This window comes from Aeromonas sp. R1-1, from assembly GCF_040908495.1.
GTDB lineage: Bacteria > Pseudomonadota > Gammaproteobacteria > Enterobacterales > Aeromonadaceae > Aeromonas > Aeromonas veronii.
Window position 1 is genome coordinate 1 of record NZ_JBFODV010000035.1, and the last position, 25,079, is coordinate 25,079.

The window sequence follows — 25,079 nt, forward strand, 5'->3', positions numbered from 1 at the left end:
TCTCAAGGATGTGTTTACCTGTGAGATAGTGGGTTATGCGATGGGAGAGCGAATGACCACCGGGTTGGTCAGTCAGGCGCTGTTTCGGGCTGTGCAGCAGAAGAGGCCGCCCGTAGGGCTTATCCATCACAGACTGGGGCAGTCAGTACTGTGTCAAGGCTTACCGGGCTCTCCAGGTACAATTTGGCATGCAGACCTCCATGTCACGCAAGGGGAACTGCTTCGACAATGCCCCGATAGAAAGCTTCTGGGACAACTGGCATAAAAAAGCCACACCGGTTGGTGTGGCTTTTGTTTAGGAGGTCAACCAGGGTTGCTTAGGGGCGACCGGCTGGGCAGGTGGCCACGTTGACGGCGGCAGTGCTGCCGCCATGACGACCTGATGTGCTCACTTCGTTGCGTACCAGCGGCGGGTAGTTAACCGGCTCACGAGCAGGCAGGGCAGGGGCTTCGGCAGGGGTTGCCATCGGCGCGGATGCTTTGCGGGCACGAGCCAGCAGGCCGGCACCGTGAGATACCTGTTTGGTAACGACCGGAGTCTCTTCCACCGCAACCGCAGCGGCAGGAGCCGGGGCTTCGACAACAGCAGCTTGCATCTCGACTGCAGCCGGTACAGCTTCCACGACAGGAGTGTTGACAGCAGGGGCCTCTTCAACCACCTGAGCAGTTTCAACGACTTCAGCAGCCGCCACGTCGATAGCCGGAGCGGCGACAACGGCAACTTCCGGCTGTGCTGCAACCACGACTTCTGCGACAGCTGCAACAACCGGGCTAGCGATCACATCGGCTTGAGTTGCTTCGACCTGGACAGCAGCCTGCTCGGCAGCTTCTTCAGCAACGGCTTCGACAACCACATGCTCGGTCAGTGCAGCAGAGGCTTGCAGGGCAGCAGCGACGGCTTCAGCGCTCGGGATGGTAACAACAGGCACTACCGGCTCTTCAACCTGCGCTTTGGCAATATCTGCCTGGGCTGCGGTGGTCAGAGTGGTGGTATCTTGCTGTTCTTCGTCACGCTGGCTGCGGCCATCTTCGTTGATGCGCTTGCGGCGCTGACCTTCGATACGTTGGCTGCGAGGAGTGCGGCGTGAACGGCGCTGGCCTTCACTCTGCTCTTCCTGCTCGTTACCCACGGTTGCATCGATCACGTCAGCTTGCGCTGGTACTTCGTCAACCGGCAGGGCAGGGGTGTCAGCAGCGGTGACATCGACGCGGATCTGCTTGCGCAGTTGACGACGTTCGCGGCGCTCGGCCACTTTCTGCTCTTTCTCCTGACGTGGCTGGACGGCAGTTGCATCAACGGCGTCTACCGCTTCAACAACGACTTCGGCGCGCGGCTCACGGGGAGCACGAGGTTCACGGGCTGGACGTGGTGCACGTTCCTGGCGCGGTTCGCGAGGCTCGCGTTCCTGACGGGATTCACGTTCCATGCGCTGTTCGCTACGCACCTCACCACGGGCTTCACGCTCCTGACGAGGCTCGCGCTCTTTGCGGGGACGACGATTGCGGTTTTCACCACCTTCGCGGTTGCCATTTTCACGTTTCTCGCCAGCTTCCGCATTGTTGCGGTTGCCACGGTTGTCGTCACGACGAGGACGCTGACCACGGCCACGACCTTCTTCGCGCTGATGACGCTGACCCTCTTCCTTGCGTGCTTCACGAGCAGCCGGTTTATCAGCCGGAGCTTTTACTTCGGCAGGGGCTGCATCGCTGCTGAACAGGCCGGTAATGCCTTTGATCAGCTTGCTGAAGAAACCTGCTTCGGCAGGTGCAGCGGCAACGGCCGGGGCTGTCTGCTGCTGAGCTGCAACCGGCGCGGGTTGAGTCGGCTGGGCAAAGCCTTGTAGCAGCGGTTGTTCACGCTCGATCACCTGAGCTTGCTTCGGCTGGTAGACCGGCTTGGCAATCTCGGTTTTCAACTCGTAGCTGGCCGCTTCCGGGATCTCGTTCTGACGAATACGGGTAACTTCGTAGTGCGGGGTTTCCAGATGCTGGTTCGGAATGATGTAAACACGCACATCATTGCGCTGCTCCAGACTGGCGATAGCTGCGCGCTTCTCGTTAAGCAGATAGGCGGCAACATCCACCGGCACTTGGCCGTGAACCTGCTCGGTGTTGTCCTTCATCGCCTCTTCTTCGATGAGACGCAGGATGGACAGGGCGAGGGATTCGTTGTCACGGATCACGCCTTGGCCCTGGCAACGGGGGCAGATATGGCTGCTGGACTCGTTGAGAGAGGGGCGCAGACGCTGGCGAGACATCTCCAGCAGACCGAAACGGGAGATCCGACCCAGTTGGATGCGGGCACGATCCTGATGAACCGCTTCACGCAGACGGTTTTCCACTTCGCGCTGATGGCGAACCGGCGTCATGTCGATGAAGTCGATAACGATCAGGCCACCCAGGTCGCGCAGACGCAATTGACGGGCAATTTCATCGGCCGCTTCCAGGTTGGTTTGCAGCGCAGTCTCTTCGATATCGCCGCCTTTGGTGGCGCGGGAGGAGTTGATATCGATGGAGGTCAGCGCTTCGGTCGGATCGATAACGATGCTGCCACCGGAGGGGAGGCGCACTTCACGCTGGAAGGCTGATTCGATCTGGCTCTCAATCTGGAAGTGATTGAACAGGGCAACTTCACCCTTGTACAGCTTCACGCGGTTGAGGAAATCGGGACGTACCAGCTCGATATGGGCCTTGGCACGTTCAAAAATCACCGGATTGTCGATCAGGATCTCGCCCACATCGCGACGCAGATAGTCACGGATGGCACGCACGATGACGTTGCTTTCCTGGTGGATCAGCACCGGTGCCGCGCGCTCTTGAGAGGCCTTGTGGATGGAGTCCCAGTGATTGAGCAGGACGTTCAGATCCCACTCCAGCTCTTCCGGAGACTTGCCTACACCGGCAGTGCGCACGATCAGGCCCATGCCTTCCGGCACGGTCAATCCGCTCAGGGCTTCTTTCAGTTCAGTCCGCTCATCACCCTCGATGCGGCGGGAGATACCACCGGCACGGGGGTTGTTGGGCATCAGTACCAGGTAGCTACCTGCCAGGCTGATAAAGGTGGTGAGGGCTGCACCCTTGGTGCCACGCTCTTCCTTGTCGATCTGGACGATAACTTCCTGACCTTCGCGGACCACTTCTTTGATGTTGGGACGACCCTGATAGGAGTAACCGGAGGGGAAGTAATTGCGGGCGATCTCCTTCAACGGCAGGAAACCGTGGCGCTCGGCGCCGTAATCAACAAAAGCAGCTTCAAGGCTGGGTTCTACGCGGGTGATCTTACCCTTGTAAATGTTCGCTTTCTTCTGCTCGTGTCCCGGACTTTCAATATCCAAATCGTAGAGCTGTTGTCCGTCAACCAGCGCTACGCGCAACTCCTCTTCTTGAGTTGCGTTGATAAGCATTCTTTTCATTGAGTTCTCATTATTGTGTCATTTTGATTTCCTCCATCTGGGTCCTGCCAGCGCCGGCCTCGGGTCTTCAGCATACTGGGGCAACCTCCCGGTTGGGGTATGCATGAGGCGCAAACTAAGGGCGTTCTGGTCATCTTTTCTCGAGAAGAGATGAATAAGGATGCCGAAATGGAGACAAATAAACGGTGATGTTTGTGTTCTCCATGCGTTGTACCTCGCACCCGGGAACCGTCATGTTCTTGTATACACGGTGTTTCGGGATTGGGTGGCATACTTTTTGGCCACTTAGTACAAGGCTTGAACACAATGACAAAACCTTGTTTATTATCCCATTTAAACCTCTTTTATAGCAAGGCGCCATTTTTCAACAAACCAGCAGCCAAGGGGCGCTGGCAGTGGTAAAATCCGCGCCATGACACAGATACATCAACAAGTGCAGCTGCTCACCATCGAAGCTGAGCATGACGGGCAGCGCATAGACAATTTTCTCAAGACTCAGCTAAAGGGCGTCCCCAAGAGCCTGATCTATCGCATCCTTCGCAAAGGTGAAGTGCGAGTAAACAAAAAGCGCATCAAACCGGAGTACAAACTCTGCGCAGGTGACGAGGTGCGGGTGCCCCCCGTGCGCGTTGCCGAGAAGAATGAGCTGCCTTCGGCAAACCTCGGGGTTATCCAGCGTCTGGAGAGCCAGATCCTGTTCGAAGACGATGCCATGATCGTGCTGAACAAGCCCTCCGGCATGGCAGTACACGGTGGCAGCGGCCTGAGCTTTGGTGTTATCGAGGGGCTGCGAGCCCTGCGGCCGGAAGCCCGTTTTCTCGAACTGGTTCATCGACTTGATCGCGACACCTCTGGTGTATTGCTGGTTGCCAAGAAACGCAGCGCCCTGCGCAGTCTGCATGAGCAGTTGCGGGTCAAGACCATGCGCAAGCAGTATCTGGCGCTGGTGCGTGGCAAATGGCAGGCTCACGTCAAGGTGGTCAATGCGCCGCTGCGCAAAAACGACCTGCAGTCTGGCGAACGGGTGGTGCGGGTCAGTGCCGATGGCAAGCCCTCCGAAACCCGGTTCCGTATCGTGCGTCAATTTGCCGAAGCGACCCTGGTCGAGTGCAGCCCCATCACCGGCCGTACCCACCAGATCCGCGTGCATACCCTGCATGCCGGCCATCCGATCGCCTGTGACGATAAGTACGGTGAAGCGGCGTTTGACGAGAAAATGCGCAGCCAAGGGCTGAAACGGCTCTTTTTGCATGCCTGGAAGCTCAGCTTCACCCATCCGGCCGATGGTCGCGAGATGCAGGTAGAAGCACCGCTGGCACCTGAACTCGACAACTTCCTCAACGGCTTGCCACGCTGATGCAGGACATCCGGCTCGCCATTTTCGATTGGGACGGTACCTTGATGGATTCGGTGGGCCGGATTGTGGCCTGTGTGCAGGGGGCCGCCAGAGATTGTGAGCTGGCGGTACCTGCACCAGCCCAGATCCGGCAGATCATCGGATTGAGCCTCGATGTCGCCATGTCCCGTCTGTTCCCCTTATGCAGTGGCAGTGGCGCCACCAGCGGTGAGCGCCAGATTGCCGCAATCATCGATCGCTATCGTCATCACTATCTGCACGACGCGATCCCCAGCCCGCTGTTTGCCGGGGCTGGGGAGTTGCTGCATGACTGGCAGTTACGAGGGCTGCAACTGGCCATCGCTACCGGCAAATCGCGCCGTGGGCTGGATCGGGTATTGGATGAGACCGGGCTGCGCTCGTTGTTTGTGACCAGTCGTGGGGCCGATGAGGCTCGCTCCAAGCCTGATCCGCTGATGCTTGAGCAGATCCTGGACGAGCTGGGGCTGTCACCCCGGCAGGCCGTCATGATCGGCGACTCTGTTCACGATATGGCGATGGCCGAGGCAATTGCCATGCCGCGCATCGGCGTTACTTGGGGTGTAGATAGTCGGGATGCCCTCAGTCGTCACGGACCTGTGGCGGTGGTGGACTCCATGAAGGCTCTTCGCGCGCTGTTTTAGACGCCTCTTTTTAACAGACATCAATCTGATTGATAACAGAAGCCCGGTGTATTGACCGAGCTTTTTATATCCTCGATCTAGCTTATCTATTTCGTCCGTAATCAGGGCAGGGCAATACCGTGGCGCTCCAGCAGCTCGATCAGGCCGATCAGTGGCAGACCGATCAAGGCGTTAGGATCGCGCCCCTCCAGCCCCTTGAACAGCACGATGCCCATCCCTTCACATTTGAAGCTGCCCGCACAATCTAGGGGCAATTCTGCCTCTACATAGCGGCGAATGGCGGATTCGTCGAGATCGCGAAAGTGGACCGTAAACGGTTCAATCAATTGATGAATCTCATTGGTTGCAGCGTTAAGTACGCACAGCCCGGTGTAAAAGGTGACGCTGCGACCTTGAGCCGCCATCAGCTGGGCGATGGCATTGTCGATGGTGCCCGGTTTGCCGAGGATATGATTATTGCAGACACACACCTGATCAGAGCCGATGATCAAGCCGTGATCACGATGTCGGGCGATGGCATCAGCCTTGGCACGAGCCAGTCTGGCCACCAGCGCCTCGGCGGATTCGCCAGCCAGTGTTTGCTCATCCACATCGGGGGCGGCACATTCAAATGGGAGTCCGAGCTTCTCCAGCAGGGCTTTGCGATAGCGAGAAGTTGAGGCGAGGATCAGATTCTGTGGCATAATCGAGTTACCGATGAAAGCAAGTACCGGCATTCTAGGGACTTGTGACGTTAAAATCATCGGCGGTAAGGACTTTTTCCTTTGACTATCAGTTGTTGGACCTATATTATTCGCGCCCTATGCAAAAGGTGAAGTTGCCCGTTAAGGTTGATCCAGTCCGTAGTGCCTTGAAGCTGCTCGATTACATCGGGATAGTGGAAAAGTCGCAGATGCCCAGGCTGGAGGAATCAACCGCTGGCTTGCAGAGTGATATCGAGGTATCACTGCACTTTGGCAAAGATGTCCAGAAGTTGACCGTTATGAAAGGCACTGCCCATGCCAAGGTTGACCTGGTTTGCCAACGTTGCGGAGAGACATTCGAACACCTCTGTGAAGCTGAATTTATCTACACTCCGCTGTTCGAAAGAACAAACGAGGAAGAACTGCCGGAAGCTTATGAGCCCATTGAGTTGGACGAAAACGGCGAGATAGATCTTCATCAAATCCTGGAGGATGAACTCATCCTCTCGTTGCCTCAAGTCGCAATGCATTCTCTGGATGCATGCCCGAGAGGAAACATGGAGATGACCTGGGGTGAAATCGAACCTGCTGATGAGCGGCCGAATCCCTTTGCAGTTCTTGAAGAGCTTAAACGTAAGTGAATTTAGGAGTTAGCCTACAATGGCCGTACAACAGAACCGTAAAACCCGTGCCAAGCGTGGCATGCGTCGTTCCCACGATGCGCTGACCACCGCTGCCCTGACTGTTGATCAGACCAGTGGCGAAATTCATCGTCGTCACCACGTGACTGCCGATGGTTTCTACCGCGGTAAAAAGGTAATCGCTTAAGGATTGCCTTTGTCTACGCAAACTGTCGCGCTAGACATCATGGGGGGAGATATTGGCCCCTCGGAAACAGTGCCTGCCGCCGTGCAGGCACTGTCTCTTTTACCCCAGCTAAAACTGATCCTGGTCGGCGACCAGCACCAGACCTCCTCTCTGCTGCAGCAACATGGCTTGCTGAATCATCCCCGCGTTCGTTTCGTACATGCATCCCAGGTGGTTGGCATGGGTGATAAACCGATCGTGGCGCTGCGAACTCTGAAAGACTCCTCCATGCGGGTGGTACTCAATCTGGTGAAAGCCGGTGAGGCCGATGCCTGCGTCAGTGCTGGCAATACCGGTGCGTTGATGGCGATGGCCAAGTGCGTGCTCAAATCCCTGCCCGGGGTAGACAGACCAGCCCTTATCAAGGCGCTGCCGACATTGAGCGGCAAACGTACCGTGATGCTGGATCTAGGCGCCAACGTCAGTTGCGATGCGGATACCTTGCTGCAGTTTGCGGTGATGGGCTCCGTCGTGGCCGAAAAGGTAGAAGGCATTGCATCACCCCGTGTTGCCTTGCTCAACATCGGCGAGGAGGAGATCAAGGGCAACGATCTGGTGCGCCACAGCGCCGAATTGTTGCGTCAGTGTCCCGCACTCAATTATGTCGGGTTCATCGAAGGGGATCGCATCTTCAGCGGCGACAGCGACGTGATCGTCTGCGACGGTTTTGTCGGCAATGTCTCCCTCAAGACGGCAGAAGGGGTGGTGCGGATGATGGCTCAGCTGGCCGGATATCCCCGCAAGAAACGCACTTTTCTTGGCCGGATCGCCGGATTTATGTTCAAACGGCGTTTTTCTTACCTGAACCCCGACCAGTATAACGGAGCAAGTCTGTTAGGATTGCGTGGCATTGTGGTAAAAAGTCATGGGCGGGCCGAACGGCGCGCTCTGTGTAATGCGATCCTGCTGGCCGCACAAGAGGCCAAACATCAACTTCCACTGCAAATAGCAGATCGCCTTGAAGCTGTCTTCTCTGACAGGGATCTATAAGAACTCTATGCATAGCAAAATTCTGGGTACTGGCAGCTACCTGCCGAGTTCAGTGCGGACTAACGCCGATCTCGAGCAGATGGTTGAGACCAGTGATGAGTGGATCGTGGAACGCACCGGTATCCGTGAGCGCCGTATTGCCGGGGCTGACGAAACCGTTGCCACCCTCTCTTACCAGGCCGCCCTGCGCGCCCTGGATGCAGCCGGCCTGACCGCTGCCGATCTCGATATGATAGTGCTGGCCACCACCAGTGCTGAAAATGCCTTCCCGGCTGCCGCCTGCGAGCTGCAGGGGCTGCTCGGCGTTCCGGGCATTCCTGCCTTTGACGTGGCTGCTGCTTGCGCAGGCTTCACTTATGCGCTCTCCATTGCCGATCAGTTCGTCAAATCCGGCGCCGCCCGCCATGTGCTGGTCGTCGGGGCCGATGTGCTCTCCCGCATGTGCGATCCGCAAGATCGCGGCACCATCATCCTGTTTGGCGATGGGGCAGGGGCTGTGATTGTCGGTGCCAGCGAGACGCCGGGCATCCTCTCTACCCATCTCCATGCCGATGGCCGTTATGGCGAGCTGCTCAAGCTGCCTCATCCCCGTCGCGGCATGCCGGGTGCCGAGCTCGAAGCCTACATGTATATGAAGGGCAACGATGTCTTCAAGGTCGCGGTCACCCGTTTGAGCGAGATCGTCACCGAGACGTTGGCCGCAGCTGGCATCGAGCCGAGCGAGCTGGACTGGCTGGTGCCGCATCAAGCCAACTTCCGCATCATCAGCGCCACAGCCAAGAAGTTGGGTATGAGCCTCGATAAAGTGGTGTTGACCCTCGATAAGCACGGCAACACTTCTGCTGCGTCCGTCCCTGTCGCCTTCGACGAAGGGGTGCGGGATGGCCGGATCAAACCGGGTCAGCTGGTACTGCTGGAAGCCTTTGGCGGCGGTTTTGCTTGGGGCTCGGCGCTGGTTCGCCTCTGATCTTCGGCGGGATGGTGTCTCCATCATTCCGTCACCGATTTCATTTTTGTCTTATCTAAAAGGAATCAATGATGACCCAATTTGCCATTGCCTTCCCGGGACAAGGTTCCCAGTCCGTAGGCATGCTGGCCGAGCTGGCCGAACAACATGCCGTGATCAAGGAGACCTTCGCCGAGGCGAGCCAGGTGCTGGGTTATGACCTGTTTGCCCTGGTGATGGATGGTCCGGTTGAAGATCTGAACAAAACCTGGCGCACTCAGCCTGCGCTGCTGACAGCCTCTGTCGCCCTGTGGCGCCTGTGGCAACAGCAGGGTGGGGCAACGCCTGCCATGATGGCGGGTCACAGCCTGGGTGAGTACTCCGCGCTGGTTTGCAGCGGCGCACTCGATTTTGCCGATGCGGTCAAACTGGTCGAGCTGCGTGGTCTGGCCATGCAGGAAGCGGTACCGGAAGGCACCGGCGCCATGGCGGCCATCATCGGCCTGGATAACGAATCCATCGTCGCCAACTGCGAAAAAGCGGCAGAAGGGCAGGTGGTCTCTCCGGTCAACTTCAACTCTCCGGGCCAGGTGGTTATCGCCGGTCACAAAGAGGCCGTTGAGCGCGCCAACGTGCTGATGAAAGAGTCGGGCGCCAAGCGTGCGTTGCCGCTGCCAGTCTCCGTACCGTCTCACTGCGCGTTGATGAAACCTGCCGCAGAAAAACTGGCAGCTGCGCTGGACGGGATCGAGATCAAGGTTCCAACCATCGCTGTCATCAATAATGTCGACGTATCCTGTGAACAGGATCCGGCCGCCATCAAGCAAGCGCTGGTACGTCAGCTGTTCAGCCCGGTTCGTTGGACCGAGACTGTCGAGCGGATGGCCAACGAGGGGGTTACCCTCGAGATCGAGATGGGACCGGGCAAAGTGTTGACCGGGCTCGCCAAGCGTATCGACAAGCGCGTGGAAGGTATTCACGCTAACGATGCCGTCTCTTTCGAGCAGGCGCTGGCCCAGATCAAGTAAACAGGAGCAAGTAATGAGCTTTACCGATAAGGTTGTGTTGGTGACCGGTGCCAGTCGTGGCATCGGCCGTGCAATTGCCGAAACTTTCGCGGCCCGTGGCGCCAAAGTGGTCGGAACGGCAACCAGCGAGAGCGGTGCCGAGGCGATCAGCGCCTATCTGGGTGAGCAGGGTTGCGGTATGGCACTGAACGTGACCAGCCAGGAATCCATCGAAGCCGTCTTCGCCGCCATCAAGGCGCGCTTTGGCGACATCGATATCCTGATCAACAATGCGGGCATCACACGTGACAACCTGTTGATGCGGATGAAAGATGACGAGTGGAACGAGATCATCGATACCAATCTGACCTCACTTTACCGTCTGAGCAAACCGGTGTTGCGTGCCATGATGAAGAAACGTCATGGTCGCATCATCAGCATTGGCTCAGTGGTGGGAACCATGGGCAATGCCGGTCAGGTCAACTATGCTGCCGCCAAGGCCGGTCTGGTTGGTTTTACCAAATCGTTGGCGCGGGAAGTGGCATCCCGTGGTATCACAGTGAACGCGGTTGCTCCCGGTTTCATCGAAACCGACATGACCCGTGCCCTGAATGACGATCAACGTGCCGGCATCATGAGTCAGGTGCCTGCCGCCCGTTTGGGTGATCCAAAAGAAATTGCCGCAGCTGTGGTATTCTTGGCTTCTGATGAAGCAGCCTATATCACCGGCGAAACCCTGCATGTTAATGGCGGGATGTACATGGTGTAATCAATTTGTCGTAAGATCTGTTCAAATTTGCGATAGTACGCCGAAGTTTGGCACATTTCGTGGTTTGACCAGCGGCAAGCTACTTGCAAACTCACGTCAATTGAATAAACTACCCCAACCAGACGCAAATAGCGTATTTTTAAAGGAAAATTCAGGTCATGAGCAACATCGAAGAACGCGTAAAGAAAATCATCATCGAACAACTGGGTGTTAAAGAGGAAGACGTTAAGAACGCTGCCTCCTTCGTCGACGACCTGGGCGCTGACTCTTTGGATACCGTTGAACTGGTAATGGCGCTGGAAGAAGAATTCGATACCGAAATTCCTGATGAAGAAGCCGAGAAGATCACCACTGTTCAAGCGGCTATCGACTACATCACCGCTAATCAGGAATAAGTTCCTGTTCTGAAAGAAGCGGCCCAAGGGCCGCTTCTTTTGTATTTGTTCCCTTTCAAAACACCTCTCGGAGACTACCTCAGTGTCAAAACGCAGAGTCGTGGTGACCGGCTTGGGGATGCTTTCCCCGGTGGGTAACACTGCCGAATCCAGCTGGCAAGCACTGCTCAACGGGCAGAGCGGCATTTCCCTTATCGAACATTTTGATGCCAGCGAGTTTGCAACCCGCTTCGCAGGTCTGGTCAAGGATTTCGATCCCGAGCAATACGGCATCAACCGTAAAGACGCTCGCAAGATGGATCTCTTCATTCAATACGGCATCGCAGCCGGTATGCAGGCACTGGATGATTCCGGCCTGACCATCAATGAAGAGAATGCCGAACGTGTCGGCGTGGCGATTGGCTCCGGTATCGGCGGTCTGGGTCTGATTGAACAGAACCACGAAAGCCTGGTTAACGGCGGCCCGCGCAAGATCAGTCCCTTCTTCGTTCCGTCCACCATCATCAATATGGTGTCCGGTCATCTTTCCATCATGAAAGGTCTGCAAGGGCCGAACATCGCCGTGACGACCGCCTGTACCACTGGTACCCATGCCATCGGTATGGCTGGCCGGATGATCGCTTACGGTGATGCCGATGTGATGGTCGCCGGCGGTGCCGAGAAAGCCTCCACCGCGATGGGGATGGGTGGTTTTGCTGCCGCTAAGGCACTCTCCAACCGCAACGACGAGCCGCAAAAAGCGAGCCGTCCGTGGGATAAAGATCGCGATGGTTTCGTATTGGGTGACGGTGCCGGGGTACTGGTGCTGGAAGAGTACGAACACGCCAAGGCCCGTGGCGCCAAGATCTACGCCGAGCTGGTCGGTTTTGGCATGAGCGGTGACGCGTACCACATGACTGCGCCTCCTGCAGATGGCAACGGTGGCGCTCGTGCCATGAAAAATGCCATCAAAGATGCCGGCATTGCCCCCGAGCAGATTGGTTACATCAACGCGCACGGTACCTCCACCCCGCTGGGTGATGTGGCCGAGCTGCGTGGCATGAAGTCGGTGTTTGGTGAGCACGCCAAATCCCTGATGGTCAGCTCCACCAAGTCCATGACCGGTCACCTGCTGGGAGCCGCCGGTGCCATCGAGGCGATCATCACTGTGTTGGCCCTGCGTGATCAGGTGGCTCCGCCTACCATCAACCTGGACAACCCGGATGATGAGTGCGATCTGGATCTGGTGCCCCATGTTGCCAAGTCAGGCAGCTTCGAGTACGCCCTTTCCAACTCGTTTGGTTTTGGCGGCACCAATGGCTCACTGATCTTCAAACGCGTATAATTTGCCGCAGGGCAAAGACACAGGCCCGATACTGCCGGTATCGGGCCTTTTTTATCGGAGGGATCCCTTTGCTTATCAATGGCATGAAGCTTGATACCATCTCGGCCTATGATCGGGGGCTGGCTTATGGTGACGGTCATTTCACCACCATGGCGGTCAGGGATGGTCGCGTGTTGCAGTGGCCTGCCCATCTGGCACGGTTGCAGCTGGCCAATAACCGGCTGGGATTGGTTGAACCGGACTGGGACCTCTTGACCCGGGAGGTTGAAGAGATGGTGGCCGACCAGCCACAATGCGTGGCCAAGGTGATCCTGACCCGCGGCCAGGGGGGGCGGGGCTATGATGGCAGCGGATGTCAACACACAACCCGGATTGTCACTCTGGCGCCATTTCCCACTCACTATGGCCAGTGGCAACAAGCGGGGATCGAGATGGTGGTGTGCCGCCAGCGGATCGGTGATGCGCCTATGCTGGCCGGGCTTAAAACCTTGAATCGTATGGAGCAGGTATTGCTGAAAAGCGAACTTGTCAGCCGAAATGCAGTCGAAGGGATAGTGCTTAACAGTCGTGGTTTTCTGATTGAAGGGGTCAGTGCCAATCTGTTTTGGCGTCGGGGCAAGACGGTGTTTACGCCCGATCTCGCCCGCGGTGGTGTCGATGGCATCATGCGCCGCCAGGTTATGGCGATGTTGAAACAGATGAGTATTGAGTTGCGTGTGGTAGAGGCTCCGCTGGAGTCACTATGGCAGGCTGAAGAGGTGTGGCTCACCAATACCCTGATGGGGGTCGTGCCGGTCAATGGCATCGAGGATATTCACTATCCTCCAGCGGTATTGAGTCGCCGTTTACAGGAGCGTTTGGTCATTGAAGTTTAATCGGCTTTACACCCTGCTCGCGGGGGCGGCACTGACGGTAGCCGCTTCCGGGGGCTATGTACATTACAAATGGCAACAGGTAGAGACGCTCACCAACAAGGGGCCGACCCGGCTCTTTACGGTGGAGAAGGGCGCCCATGCGGCGCGTCTCATCGCCGAACTGGGGGAGGGTGAAACCAGCCCCTGGGCGGTGCGGCTCTGGCTGCGCAGCCATCCCGAACTGGTGGCCATCAAATCGGGTACCTACGAAATCAAGGAAGGGGCCCCTCTCAAGGAGACCCTCTCTCTGTTCGCATCGGGCAAGGAGTTTCACTTCAGCCTCACCTTCGTCGAAGGTTCCCGTTTCGAGGATTGGCAGAAGCAACTCTCCAGTGCCCCATACCTTGAGCGGTTGACCGTCGAGCAATCCGAAGCCGACCTGGCGCAGGAACTAGGCATCGAGAATGGCAAGCTGGAGGGGTGGTTCCTGCCGGAAACCTACGCCTATACCACCCATGCCAGCGATCTCTCGATCCTGCGTCGTGCCCATCAGGATATGGAAACTTTCCTGCAGCAAAGCTGGGAGAAACGTCAGGCCAACCTGCCTTACAAGACCCCCTACGAGGCGTTGATCATGGCCTCCATCATCGAGAAAGAGACCGGTCAGCCGGACGAGCGGGCACAGATCGCCTCGGTGTTTGTCAATCGTCTACGTCTGGGCATGAAGTTGCAAACCGATCCCACCGTCATTTACGGGGTGAAGGATCGCTACGATGGCAATATTCGCCGCAGCGATCTGACCGACAAGAATCCCTACAACACCTATGTGATCGACGGCCTGCCGCCCACGCCTATTGCCATGCCGGGCAAGGCCTCCATCGAAGCTGCGCTTAACCCCAAATCGACCGATTATCTCTACTTTGTCGCCAAGGGGGGCGGTGCCCACTATTTCTCCAAGACCCTCGATGAACACAATCGGGCGGTTCGCGAATACATATTGAAGAAACCCTAATGTCTAAATTTATTGTGATCGAAGGATTGGAAGGGGCAGGGAAGAGCTCGGCCGTTCGTTATGTGACCGACTATCTACAGCGTCACGGTATCAACCGGATCGAGTGCACCCGCGAGCCGGGTGGTACGCCGCTGGCCGAGCGGATGCGGGCCATCGTCAAGGAGGTGCACGACGAGCGCCTCACCATCGAGGCGGAATTGCTGCTGATGTATGCCTCCCGGGTACAACTGGTGGAGACCCGCATCAAACCCGCACTGGCCGACGGTGTCTGGGTGGTGGGGGATCGCCACGATCTCTCCTCCCAGGCCTATCAGGGTGGCGGCCGTGGTATCGATGCACAGCTTATCGGAGCCATCAAGCAGGCAGTGCTCGGCAACTTCAAGCCGGATCTCACCCTTTATCTCGATATCGATCCCGCCCTTGGCTTGCAGCGCGCGCGTCATCGTGGCGAGCTGGATCGCATCGAACTGGAGCAACTGAGCTTCTTCGAGCGTACCCGAACTCGTTATCTCGAACTGGCCGCCAAGGATGACTCCATTGTGGTGATCGATGCGGCGCAAACGCCGGAACAGGTCAAAACGTCCATTGAGTGTGCATTAGATCACTATCTGTCGAACGAGCCGCTATGTATCCCTGGCTGATCCCCGACTGGCATGCCCTGAGCCAGACGGCCCAGTCCGGACGTCTCGGTCACGCCTGGTTGTTGCTGGGCGATCCCTGTCTTGGCAAGGAGCAACTGGCCGAGCGGCTGGCACGTTTGCACCTTTGCCAGCAACCGGATCGCGGAGAGCCGTGCGGCCACTGCCACTCTTGCCAGCTGTTTGACAAGGGCAACCACCCGGATCTCGGCACCATAACGCGCGACAGCAAGACCATCGGGGTCGAGGCCATTCGCGAGATCTGCACCCGGCTGCAGGGCTCTGCACAGCTCGGCCGTGGCAAGGTGGTGATCATTCCTGATGCGGAGCGGATGACCGAATCGGCGGCAAATGCCCTGCTGAAAACCCTGGAAGAGCCGGCCGGCGACAGCTTGCTGTTGCTGATCGCTTCCCAGGTTTCCCGGTTGCTTCCCACTATTCTTAGTCGCTGTCACAAACATGTCTGTCAGTTGCCTGCAGAAGGGGAGACAGTACGCTGGTTGGCCGAGCAGGGTCATCAGGCCACTCTGGCTCAGGTGCGGATCTGTCAGGGGGCCCCGCTGCGGGTACTCGACTATATCGAGCAGCAACAGGACGGGACTCGCCGCGAACTGCTGGAGCAGTTTGTCGCCCTGAGTCAAAGTCCGGTCAAGGCAACGGCTTTGTGCAGCCAGCTTGGTCAGGAGACGCAGGTCAGGTTGCACTGGTTGCAGCTCTTCTTGTGCGATGCCCTGAAAACCCAGGCAGGATGTGGTCACCATCAGCTGGCGATGCCGGACTTGGCAATCTTGAGCCAGCGGTTGGCGGAGCAGCACTCCAGCGAAAAACTGCTGGAGGCAGAACAAGATCTGGTAGCCCTGAAAGCGGCATGCCAGCCGGGCCAGCTCTCCAATCCCACCATCCATCTGATGAACTGGCTCAGTCGCTGGTTATAAGTACCGACAAGCAGAAAGGTTTTATATGTTACTCGTTGATTCCCACTGTCATCTCGATCGCCTCAGCTATGGCAGCAAGCAGACCAGCATGGCTGATGTACTGGCCAAGGCCGCGAAACTGGACGTGGGATATTTTCTCTGTGTCAGTGTGACTCAGACACAGTTCCCGACCATGCTCGAGGCGATCGCCCCCTATCCCCAGGTATTTGCCTCTTGCGGGGTACACCCGCTCAATCAGGAACCCGGGGTGGATGCAGCCTTGTTGCTGACACAGGCTGCGGACGAAAGAGTGATCGCCATCGGCGAAACCGGTCTCGATTACTTTTACTCGCCCGAGAACAAGGAAGTTCAGCAAGCCTCTTTCCGCGAACATATCCGGATTGCTCGCGCGCTGAACAAGCCGCTGATCATCCATACCCGCGATGCCCAGCAAGATACCTTGCAGATCATGCGTGAAGAGGGCGCTGATCAGGTTGGCGGTGTGCTGCACTGCTTCACTGAATCCCTCGAAATGGCAGAAGCAGCAATGGCGATGGGGTTCTATATATCCATCTCCGGGATCGCCACCTTCAAAAATGCGTCTGCATTGCAAGAGGTGGTTAAGGCTCTGCCCCTCGACAGATTGCTGGTCGAAACCGACTCGCCCTATCTTGCCCCCGTACCGCATCGGGGGAGGGAGAACGAACCCGCCTTTGTGCGAGACGTTGCGCAGTTTATTGCCGATCTGCGTCAGATTCCGCTTAATGAATTGGCAGAAGCCACCAGCCGGAATTTCTTTGAACTATTCAAGCTGGCGAAAAAATAATCCCCAAGCCCCGTTGCTCGGGGCTTTTATATTTCAAATACCAAGCTGATTACCCACCTGAATATAAACACCGAGCTGCGTTATCTCTCACATCATCCTGCCAATTTTACTTTTTCGCTTCTGCTAAACTGGGTCGAATGATATTCCTATGTTTCCTTTATTCAGTGTGGTCAAAGGGTATTGAAATAAGATGTTCTAAGTATCGATAATATTCATTATCGATACTTGATGTATGGGAAGGATCCTGTAAGATCCTCTCAAACTTCATATGAATCATAGAGTTCCGTGGCATATCCATCCTTGTCCAATCCAGCTCATCAGTCACTGCAGACTGTTTTCGATGCGCAGCTAAATAGTCGGGCACGCCGCTTTTTGCGCAGTGCAAAAGCGGATTCCACCCTCAATGCCTATCAGGCGGATACCCGTATTTTTGTCTTCTGGTGTCAATTGCACGGGCTGGATCCGCTACAAACGACCCATCACGACATCATGAATTTTCTCGCTGATCAGGCCGACGGCGTATTGGCCGACTGGATATGGCTGGATAAAGAGGAGGGGAAGGGAGAACTGCGTAACGGTGAACCTCGAAAACCGGCAACCCTGGTGAGACGGCTGGCTGGGATCCGTTATGCCTTCAAGCAGAAAGGCATTCACCCCATGCCCACCGAACATCCCGAAATCAAGGAGATGATGCGCGGTATTGTCAGGTTGGGGGATAACCGTAAACGCAAAACCGGCGCCCTGACGCTGCAACCATTGACCCAGGTGCTGGATGGCATCGACACCGGTGATCTGGCTGGCTTGCGTGATCACACCCTGCTGCTCTTGATGTTCAGTGGCGCCTTGCGCCGCTCGGAAGCAGCCAGAATTGAGGTGAGCGATCTCGATTTTGTGGGGCAGGGGATCCGCCTTCGCCTCAAACCGAGCAAGCATCAGCTGCATGAAACCGAGATCGCCCTGATCCCGGGCAAGCACTACTGTCCCGTCTCGGCACTGCAAAAGTGGCTACACAAAAGTCGGATCAGCGAGGGGCCACTGTTTCGACGCATGAATCGTTGGGGGCAACTGATGGCCGAACCACTCGGCCCCCAGGGCATCAATCTGATGATCAAGCGGCGAACTGGCCAAACCATCGATGATCTCTATGTCAGTGGCCATAGCCTGCGGCGTGGATTTATCACCTCGGCGGTGACTGCCGGAAAGCCGATGAACAAGATCATTGAAGTCACTCGCCACAAGGATATGCGAACCCTGCAGGAGTACTTCGATGATGCCCATAAATTCTCCAATCATGCCCTTGATGGCTTGCTTTGACACAACTGCGTCACTTCGTTTTTTATGTTAAATGATATCTTGTTGATCTGATGATATATTTGCCGTGCAGCCAACAGCCCAAAGGGGAAGGGCATCTTCCAATGGATAATGGCATGTGATGAGAGATAACAAACTCAGAAACGTAATATCGCAAGGACATATGAGTCAAGAAATGACAGTGCGTGAAGAGCAAGAAGCAGCCCCCCAAAACAATGCCGAGCGGCAGCGCCAACATGTAAAACGCAAGCAGGAGACCCATACCCGGCTGCAATGCTGGATCAGCAATCGCCACGCCGTACGATTGGCCGCACTGGGTCTTCATCTCGAAGACAGTCAGGCATCACTCATCGAGCAGGCGATCGATCTGCTCTACCAACATGAGCTGGGTAGAGAACCTCCGTTTGAAAACAGAGTCGCCACACTGGTCGAAGAGACCGTTGAATAGATACAAGAGTGAAGTAACAGCGATACGTGAAGGGATAAAAAAAGCCAGGTACGAATTCCTTGTACCTGGCATAGGGGAATTGGCTCCTTGCAGAGCCGTGCGCTAACTGGTGTTCGGATTGCCTTAAGCTTAGACAAGGCTCAAGGCTTTTCAAGATCCGAAGAAAAGTTCAACCAGAGTGTGGGTATTTCAGACTCGTTCAAGTGCCTATGCACCGAAAGGCCCACTACGCATTGAACAGATTGTTGTCACGCACCAGCTCGCGGGGGAGGGCATTCTTGACCCGACTACCCACCCATTTCCCCATGCCCAGGGTATGCCCCTGATAGCGGACGATCACCTCGCCAGTACCAGCATCCTGTTCTGGCCAGACATCCCGCCCCATCATGAATTCCCGCGCATTGGCGCTATCAAGCTCAACCACGCCCTTGCTCGCTTTATCGCCATAGGCCAGTGCCCACTCATGAGTGAGGCGATAACCTTTCTTGAAGGTTTCGGCCAACTTGATGCCGATGCGATCGAAGCGCAGCTTGCCCTGCACCTGATCAAACAGCTGGGGGAAGAGCCAGATCTCGTCATTGCGGCCAAACAGCTGACCCTGCGATGCCACCCCGAAGTTGGCTTCAATCTCGCGCAATATGGGTTCCGCCTCTTTGGCAGGAAGCGGCGCAAAGGGGAATTTACCCAGCTTGCCCGGCTTGAACATGGTGTTGGGTACCGAGTGATGCTTGCGCAATCTGGCGACGAAAAAGCCCTCACTGTCGAAGATCTGGGGCCAAACGTGTAGGTATCCTTCAGGAGTGCAGGCTTGCTCTGCATGGGGAAACAGGTCGGCCAGCGAGTCAAAACTCAAGGCATCGTCAAACTTGTCCAGCAGGGATTGGCAGACCGCCTGATTCTCCTGCTCACTCAAGGTGCAGGTGGAGTAGACCAGCACCCCCCCCGGTTTCAAGGCATGGAAGGCGCTCTCCAGCAGCCCTTGTTGCACCGTCGCAATCTCGTCGATGCTCTCGATGCTCCAGTTGCGCAATGCATCTTCATCCTTACGCACCGTACCTTCACCGGAGCAGGGGGCATCGAGCAGGATGGCATCGAAGGTCTCCGGCAACCACTGGCCAAATACCTTGGCATCAAAATGGGTCATCCCCACATTGGTCACGCCGCAGCGCTGGATATTGGCGCTAAGCACTTTCAACCGGCTGCTGGAAAACTCGTTGGCAACCAGCATCCCCTGATTGTTCATCAGGGCGGCTATCTGGGTGGTCTTGGATCCGGGGGCCGCCGCCGCATCCAGCAACATGCCATCCGCCTTGATCTTGTCGCTGGCAAAGAGTGCCGTCACCGGCAGCATGGAGCTCGCTTCCTGAATGTAGAAGAGCCCGCTCAAGTGCTCGGCGGTGTTGCCAAGTGGGACGGTTTCATCGCTGCGGCTCAGCCAGAAGCCGGTATCACACCAGGGGACAGGGTCAAGCTGCCAACCCAGTGGCTCCATCAGGGCGACGAAATCTGAGACGGCGATCTTCAAGGTATTGACCCGAATGCTGCGGCGCAGCGGACGTCGACAACTGGCCACAAAGTCATCCATCGAGAGATGGGCCGGCATGATGGCCGCAATGTGGCGTAAAAAGTAATCGGGAAGGAAGGTGTTGTCGTGCACTGTGCCGTCTCGTTGACCGAAAAAGAGAGGCGATATCCTACCACAAGGCTAAGAATATTCTGAATCTGAACCCTATCAACAGGCACCGGAATATAAAAAAGCCCGGCACTGTGCCGGGCTTGGATGAGATACAAAGGGAAGAGATCAGGGCTGGATACGTGGACTCCACTCCAGCCACTCTTTCTCGGCCTTGCCGTAGAGCGGATAGCTGTGGCCCGCCTTGACGGTTGGCCCCATCTCTTTCTCCGGCGTATTGAAGGCGATGCCGCCAGCCAGCAGGCTCTGCACCGTCTCCACTTCGATGGTGCCGCCAGTCAACCCGATATCCGCCTTGACCCCGGAGACATTCCAGAAACGGGAGTTTGCCCGCACCAGATGGGCATACTCCTGATCGACGTTAACGTCGATCACCACCTCGCTACCATCCCGAGCCAGCCCCACCTTGGTGACACTGCCCACCACCATCTTGCGAAACAGCAGCGGGCTGCCGACGCTCAGGCCATGGACTGAGGGGCTCTTGAGGGTCAGGGCCAGACCCACCGGGCCGACCTGACTCAAGGGGAAGCGATCTTTGCCAGCGCCTTTACCGGGTTGTGCCTCTACAAACGCCCCCTTGATCAGGGTGTCGAGGTGCGCAACCCCGCCTAATCCCAGCTTGGCCTGCACCAGAGTAAAGCGGGCGCCGGACTGCAGGAAACGCTCGGCATAGTGACCATCGAGCTCAGCCTTGAAGATCACCTGACCCAGAGACGGCTCCAGCTCGATCTCTTCAATTTTGCCGATATCGACCCCACGATAGCGGATCGGACTGCCAATCCCGAGTCCCGGATTGCTCTCTGCCACCAGTGACAACTGGCGCACCTTGGCCTTGGCTTGCTCCCTGGAATCGAACAGCTGATGACTGCTGCGACCATTGGCCAGCCGATCGAACTCGATGGCACCGCGCAGCAGGGTACCGAGGTTGCCCACCTTGACCTGCACCCCATCGACCCGCACCTTGGTGTCGATGGCCGGTTTTTTCCAGAACTGGGGTTGCTGGGTGAGGAGGGGAGCATAGACCCCATCAATTTCGAGTTCGATCTCGACCCCCTCTTTGGCGGCGCGTAGCTGTTTGACCTTGCCCGCTTCCAGTCCCAGATAGAGCACAGGCGAGCCAATGCCAATGCCATCGGCCTGATCTGCCTTGAGCAACCAGCGTTGGGGCTTGGCATCACGGGTACCGAGCAGTGCCAGCTCCTGACTGGGGTAGAGACGGTTAATCCGCTCGCCACTGCTGGCTTGTACCAGCTTGATCCCGCCTCCCAACCAGGCACTGGCAGGACTGGTTTCTACTTTGATGCCGCTCAGATCGGCATCGATCTGCAGCGGGGCAGCGCGATAGAAGCGGGCACGGTTGAGCAGGTGACCATAGTTCGGCGCCATCACCAGCTCGACGCTGGCATTGCCGCGCGCATCCAGGGTGAGCTGGCTGATACGGCCCACCTGCAATCCCTTGTACCAGACAGGTGCATCCTGATCGAGCCCCGCCAGATCGTCAGCCTGCAGCGTCACCTTGGTGCCGCTCTGGGGCGCGCGATCGGTCAGGGTCATCTTCTGTACCGGTTTGCCCGCCACATACTCGAGGCGAATGGCCGGGCCGGAGAGCAGGCGATCTGCATGCTGCACACCGGTCGCGGAGAGGGAGACGCTCTCCCACACCAGTTGACTCTTGTCGGTAATGCGGTAAGCCTGCTCCGGGTTGATCAGCGCTGTGACCATACGGCCTTTGTCGGTGAGGCGAATGGGGTCGATACGACCAATCTCGATCCCTTCATAGAGGATGGGCATCCCCTCCTTGACCGGAAGATCGCCAGCCGCAATGTCGATACGCGCACCGCGTGCCGCTTCCGCCAGCCCTTTATAGAGGACGAAAGTCTGTCCCTTCTCCGGCTCCGGTGAATCTTTGGGCGAGTCAAAGGCAATGCCGCCGCTCAGAATGGAAGTGAGGCTGCCAGCTTCCACGATCACCCCGGCCAGACTGAAGGAGCCCTTGATGCCGCTGATGTTCCAGAAGCGGGTATCGGCTTTGACCAGATGTTCAAAACGCGGCTCGATCACCAGATCCAGAATGACGTTCTGGTTGTCTTGACCCAGGCGGGTATTGATGACGCTGCCCACCTCGATACCGCGGAAATAGAGCTTGGCGCCAATCCCCACCGAACCCAGCGAATCGGCGGTCAGGTGCAGCATGCGCCCCTGAGCCTGATAGCCGGGAGGAGGGCCCTCCAGGGCATCGAAGGTCTCCTCCAGCGGATTGCTTTCACGCCCCGGTTGCAGGTTGATGTAGTTGCCGGAGACCAGGGTATCGAGGCCAGAGATCTCGGTGAGCGACGCCTTGGGGCTCACCAGCCAGAAGTCGGATCCCTTGCGGATCAGCGGTCTGGCACGGCTGTCAATCTTGGCCATCACCGCAATCTTGCGGCCATCTTCAGCCAGCTCCAGCTCTTGCACCACGCCGATGGCCACCCCCTGATAACGAACCTGGGTTTTACCCGGCAAGATGCCGTTGCCCTGGGCGAAGTTGATCTGGATAAGCTGGCCACGGCTCAATACCTGCTGATAGAGAAAGCCACCCGCCAGCAGCAGGGCTATCAGGGGTAACAGCCAGACCGGCGATAACCAGCGGCGCTTTTCGATGACGGGTTCAGCCCCGATCATAGTGACTCCTTATTGGCTGGATTAAACAGCACATCAGACAAAAACAGAGAAATCATCAACGGGCCGCCTTGTCCCACAGTAAACGGGTATCGAGCATGCGGGCCGACATCATGGTCAGCACCACCACACCGGCAAAGGCGGTGGCACCGGGGCCTGCGCGGACACTCAGCAGCACACCCCGATCGACCAGTGCCACCATCAGCGAAATCACGAACAAGTCCAGCATCGACCAGCGACCGATAAAATCGATCACCCGATACATCACCAGCTGGCGCTTGCGCCGCACTGGCTTGGCCCGCTGCAACTGCCAGCAGATCCAACCCAGCCCCAATATTTTGCCCACAGGCACCAGTATGCTGGCGGTGAGAACTATGGTGGCAATCCCGCTCATTTTGCTGCGATAGAGCATCATGATACCGCTGAAGATGGTATCTGACTGCAGTAACCCCTTGTTATAGAAATGGGTTATGGGCAACAGATTGGCAGGCAATAACATGAAGGTGGCGAGCGCCAGCAAGCCCCACGACCAGGCGAGGGAACGGGGAATGCGCACCTGTAATTTGCTGCTGCAACGGGGGCAGACTGCCCCGGCTTGATAACGCACCAGCAGACCGCAGGTATGGCAGCGGCAGAGCCCCATCTCACGGGCGCTGGTCATGTTCCGGCTCCTTTAACGGGATCCGCGCCCAGTAGGGGGCGGGGTCAAACAGGATCAGCAGGGTCATGTTGAGCAGCATCAAAATACCGAGGCTGAGCAAGCCGCCACCGAGGCGCACATCGGCGATGTCGATCAGTTTGAACAGGGCAACCAGCAGGCTGACGATATAGACCTCCAGCATGGCCCAGTGGCGAAACACCTCGACCAGCTTCAAGGTGACGGGAAGAATGTGCCAACGTTTGGCCAGACCCGAAGCCAGCACAAAGATCCCCCCCAATAATCCCACCGGCGCCAACACGGCGCACCAGAGCACCAGGCTGGCTACCCACCATTCACCTTCTCCAAACAGCACCAGGATACCGCGCAGCAGGTCGGCATCGGTGTTGACCCCAGCCAGCCGCAGATAGATCAGCGGCTCAAAAAATGCGGAGGGGAGCAGCAGAAATCCGGTGATGGTCAGGGCCATCAACTGGGAGGGACGAAAGGCATAACGGCCATAGAGATGCTGGTGACAGCGAGGGCAGTGGGCATGGCTACGCAGCGGCAGTGCTTTGCGCTGGATCAGCAAGTCGCACGCCGGACAGACAATCACGGAACCGGGCTCCATCATACAATTCAACCTGTTGAAGGAATTGGTGAAATTTACCCTAAAACCGGTTTCCTGTCTTGCCTGCGGCCGGAATGTTACGAAAGTATAATTGACGTTAACGTAAACGTGATATTAGATAGCCAGACTAGACAGGTGAAAGGAGTCATGATGTCCAGTTTGCCCCCCTCGGCAGGCCTGCGCTTTCGCACCGCCCTTGCCAATGAACATCCCCTGCAGATCGTCGGCACCATCAATGCCTATATGGCGCTGATGGCCGAATGCAGCGGCTTTCAAGCTCTTTATCTCTCCGGCGCCGGAGTAGCCAATGCCTCCTATGGCTTGCCGGATCTCGGCATGACCTCCCTCAACGACGTGCTGATCGATGCCGAGCGGATCACCGCCGCAACCCGTGTGCCGCTACTGGTCGATATCGATACCGGCTGGGGCGGGGCATTCAATATCGCCCGCACCATTCGTGCGTTCGAGCGGGCCGGGGTTGCCGCCGTCCATATGGAAGATCAGGTGGCTCAGAAGCGTTGTGGTCATCGCCCCAACAAGGCGGTGGTCACGCTTGAGGAGATGTGCGATCGCATCAAGGCAGCAGTGGATGCCCGCGAGAATAGCGAGTTCGTCATCATGGCCCGCACCGATGCACTGGCGGTGGAGGGGATGGAGTCGGCTCTTGAGCGCACCGCTGCCTATGTTGCCGCCGGTGCCGACATGATCTTCGCCGAGGCGGTGACCGAGCTTGCCCAGTACGACCAGTTCAAGCAGGCGGCCAAAGTGCCGATCCTCGCCAATATGACCGAGTTCGGCAAAACCGAGCTGTTTGACAAGGAGCTGCTCGCCGCCCACGGTGTCGACATGGTGCTCTATCCATTGAGTGCCAACCGCGCCGCCAATCAGGCCGCCCTCAACGTCTATCACCATATTCGCCAGGATGGCCATCAACGGGCCGTCGTGGAGACCATGCAGACCCGGGAGTCGCTCTACGACTTTCTCGGATATCACCACTACGAGCAGACACTGGATCGTCTGTTTTCAGCCAAGGAATAGGAGGCA

Annotated in this window: 24 protein-coding genes and 1 pseudogene; 19 read left to right on the forward strand and 6 right to left on the reverse strand. The window is 57.2% G+C overall.

Annotated features, from left to right (window positions below; genetic code table 11):
- Window positions 1-251: pseudogene (locus AB5Y92_RS01495) on the forward strand (DDE-type integrase/transposase/recombinase); the annotation flags it as partial.
- Window positions 252-317: 66 nt separating this feature from the next.
- Here AB5Y92_RS01495 and rne read toward each other — a convergent pair.
- Window positions 318-3,413 (reverse strand): ribonuclease E, encoded by a 3,096-nt coding sequence (gene rne / locus AB5Y92_RS01500; RefSeq protein WP_368225266.1) that lies wholly within the window; start codon window positions 3,411-3,413, stop codon window positions 318-320.
- A gap of 412 nt (window positions 3,414-3,825) precedes the next feature.
- On the opposite strand from rne, the gene rluC reads away from it, so the two are divergent.
- Window positions 3,826-4,770, forward strand: coding sequence for a 23S rRNA pseudouridine(955/2504/2580) synthase RluC (rluC, locus tag AB5Y92_RS01505; protein WP_042030945.1), 945 nt, complete (start codon window positions 3,826-3,828; stop codon window positions 4,768-4,770).
- A complete protein-coding gene (locus AB5Y92_RS01510) occupies window positions 4,770-5,432 on the forward strand; it encodes an HAD-IA family hydrolase (protein ID WP_368225268.1) in 663 nt (220 codons plus the stop codon). Before rluC ends, AB5Y92_RS01510 begins: the two co-directional genes overlap by 1 nt.
- 101 nt (window positions 5,433-5,533) lie before the next feature.
- Here the strand turns inward: AB5Y92_RS01510 and AB5Y92_RS01515 are convergent, their stop codons facing one another.
- Window positions 5,534-6,115: a nucleoside triphosphate pyrophosphatase gene (locus AB5Y92_RS01515; protein WP_368225270.1), complete on the reverse strand. Its 582-nt coding sequence runs from the start codon at window positions 6,113-6,115 to the stop codon at window positions 5,534-5,536.
- 119 nt (window positions 6,116-6,234) lie between these two features.
- Here AB5Y92_RS01515 and yceD point away from each other — a divergent pair, with 119 nt between their 5' ends.
- The 15 genes from yceD (at window position 6,235) to AB5Y92_RS01590 (ending at window position 18,416) form a co-directional block, all read left to right on the forward strand.
- A complete protein-coding gene (gene yceD, locus AB5Y92_RS01520) occupies window positions 6,235-6,756 on the forward strand; it encodes a 23S rRNA accumulation protein YceD (RefSeq protein WP_005345553.1) in 522 nt (173 codons plus the stop codon).
- 19 nt (window positions 6,757-6,775) lie between these two features.
- A complete protein-coding gene (gene rpmF / locus AB5Y92_RS01525; protein WP_005300935.1) occupies window positions 6,776-6,943 on the forward strand; it encodes a 50S ribosomal protein L32 in 168 nt (55 codons plus the stop codon).
- Between the two features lie 9 nt (window positions 6,944-6,952).
- Window positions 6,953-7,972, forward strand: a complete 1,020-nt coding sequence (gene plsX, locus AB5Y92_RS01530; protein WP_005345550.1) for a phosphate acyltransferase PlsX — start codon at window positions 6,953-6,955, stop codon at window positions 7,970-7,972.
- 7 nt (window positions 7,973-7,979) lie between these two features.
- Complete coding sequence (locus AB5Y92_RS01535; RefSeq protein WP_040065495.1) at window positions 7,980-8,939, forward strand: beta-ketoacyl-ACP synthase III; 960 nt, start codon at window positions 7,980-7,982, stop codon at window positions 8,937-8,939.
- A 71-nt stretch (window positions 8,940-9,010) separates the two neighbouring features.
- Entirely contained in the window at window positions 9,011-9,946 is a 936-nt protein-coding gene (gene fabD, locus AB5Y92_RS01540; RefSeq protein ID WP_164537942.1) for an ACP S-malonyltransferase, read from the forward strand.
- A gap of 13 nt (window positions 9,947-9,959) precedes the next feature.
- Entirely contained in the window at window positions 9,960-10,694 is a 735-nt protein-coding gene (gene fabG / locus AB5Y92_RS01545) for a 3-oxoacyl-ACP reductase FabG (RefSeq protein ID WP_005345545.1), read from the forward strand.
- Between the two features lie 158 nt (window positions 10,695-10,852).
- Window positions 10,853-11,089, forward strand: coding sequence for an acyl carrier protein (acpP, locus tag AB5Y92_RS01550; RefSeq protein ID WP_005300909.1), 237 nt, complete (start codon window positions 10,853-10,855; stop codon window positions 11,087-11,089).
- A gap of 82 nt (window positions 11,090-11,171) precedes the next feature.
- The gene (gene fabF / locus AB5Y92_RS01555; RefSeq protein WP_123173047.1) at window positions 11,172-12,413 is read left to right on the forward strand and encodes a beta-ketoacyl-ACP synthase II; all 1,242 of its coding nucleotides are present in this window, start codon (window positions 11,172-11,174) and stop codon (window positions 12,411-12,413) included.
- Between the two features lie 68 nt (window positions 12,414-12,481).
- Window positions 12,482-13,288, forward strand: coding sequence for an aminodeoxychorismate lyase (gene pabC, locus AB5Y92_RS01560; RefSeq protein ID WP_164536806.1), 807 nt, complete (start codon window positions 12,482-12,484; stop codon window positions 13,286-13,288).
- Complete coding sequence (mltG, locus tag AB5Y92_RS01565; RefSeq protein WP_164536807.1) at window positions 13,278-14,279, forward strand: endolytic transglycosylase MltG; 1,002 nt, start codon at window positions 13,278-13,280, stop codon at window positions 14,277-14,279. The genes pabC and mltG overlap by 11 nt, the downstream gene beginning before the upstream one ends.
- Complete coding sequence (gene tmk / locus AB5Y92_RS01570) at window positions 14,279-14,920, forward strand: dTMP kinase (protein WP_100653775.1); 642 nt, start codon at window positions 14,279-14,281, stop codon at window positions 14,918-14,920. Before mltG ends, tmk begins: the two co-directional genes overlap by 1 nt.
- Entirely contained in the window at window positions 14,905-15,852 is a 948-nt protein-coding gene (gene holB / locus AB5Y92_RS01575) for a DNA polymerase III subunit delta' (protein WP_164536808.1), read from the forward strand. The genes tmk and holB overlap by 16 nt, the downstream gene beginning before the upstream one ends.
- Before the next feature lie 25 nt (window positions 15,853-15,877).
- Window positions 15,878-16,657: a TatD family hydrolase gene (locus AB5Y92_RS01580; protein ID WP_368225274.1), complete on the forward strand. Its 780-nt coding sequence runs from the start codon at window positions 15,878-15,880 to the stop codon at window positions 16,655-16,657.
- Between the two features lie 285 nt (window positions 16,658-16,942).
- Entirely contained in the window at window positions 16,943-17,971 is a 1,029-nt protein-coding gene (locus AB5Y92_RS01585; RefSeq protein WP_368225276.1) for a site-specific integrase, read from the forward strand.
- A gap of 172 nt (window positions 17,972-18,143) precedes the next feature.
- Entirely contained in the window at window positions 18,144-18,416 is a 273-nt protein-coding gene (locus AB5Y92_RS01590; protein ID WP_368225278.1) for a RepB family protein, read from the forward strand.
- A gap of 226 nt (window positions 18,417-18,642) precedes the next feature.
- Here the strand turns inward: AB5Y92_RS01590 and rsmF are convergent, their stop codons facing one another.
- The 4 genes from rsmF to AB5Y92_RS01610 form a co-directional block, all read right to left on the reverse strand.
- Window positions 18,643-20,073, reverse strand: coding sequence for a 16S rRNA (cytosine(1407)-C(5))-methyltransferase RsmF (gene rsmF, locus AB5Y92_RS01595; protein ID WP_245096590.1), 1,431 nt, complete (start codon window positions 20,071-20,073; stop codon window positions 18,643-18,645).
- A 144-nt stretch (window positions 20,074-20,217) separates the two neighbouring features.
- Window positions 20,218-22,770: an MlaD family protein gene (locus tag AB5Y92_RS01600; protein ID WP_245096593.1), complete on the reverse strand. Its 2,553-nt coding sequence runs from the start codon at window positions 22,768-22,770 to the stop codon at window positions 20,218-20,220.
- A 55-nt stretch (window positions 22,771-22,825) separates the two neighbouring features.
- A complete protein-coding gene (locus AB5Y92_RS01605) occupies window positions 22,826-23,428 on the reverse strand; it encodes a paraquat-inducible protein A (RefSeq protein ID WP_005333132.1) in 603 nt (200 codons plus the stop codon).
- On the reverse strand, window positions 23,412-24,038 hold the full coding sequence (locus tag AB5Y92_RS01610) for a paraquat-inducible protein A (protein WP_164536813.1): 627 nt from the start codon (window positions 24,036-24,038) through the stop codon (window positions 23,412-23,414). Before AB5Y92_RS01610 ends, AB5Y92_RS01605 begins: the two co-directional genes overlap by 17 nt.
- 147 nt (window positions 24,039-24,185) lie before the next feature.
- Here AB5Y92_RS01610 and prpB point away from each other — a divergent pair, with 147 nt between their 5' ends.
- Window positions 24,186-25,073 (forward strand): methylisocitrate lyase, encoded by an 888-nt coding sequence (prpB, locus tag AB5Y92_RS01615; protein ID WP_368225283.1) that lies wholly within the window; start codon window positions 24,186-24,188, stop codon window positions 25,071-25,073.
- Window positions 25,074-25,079: the final 6 nt, after the last annotated feature.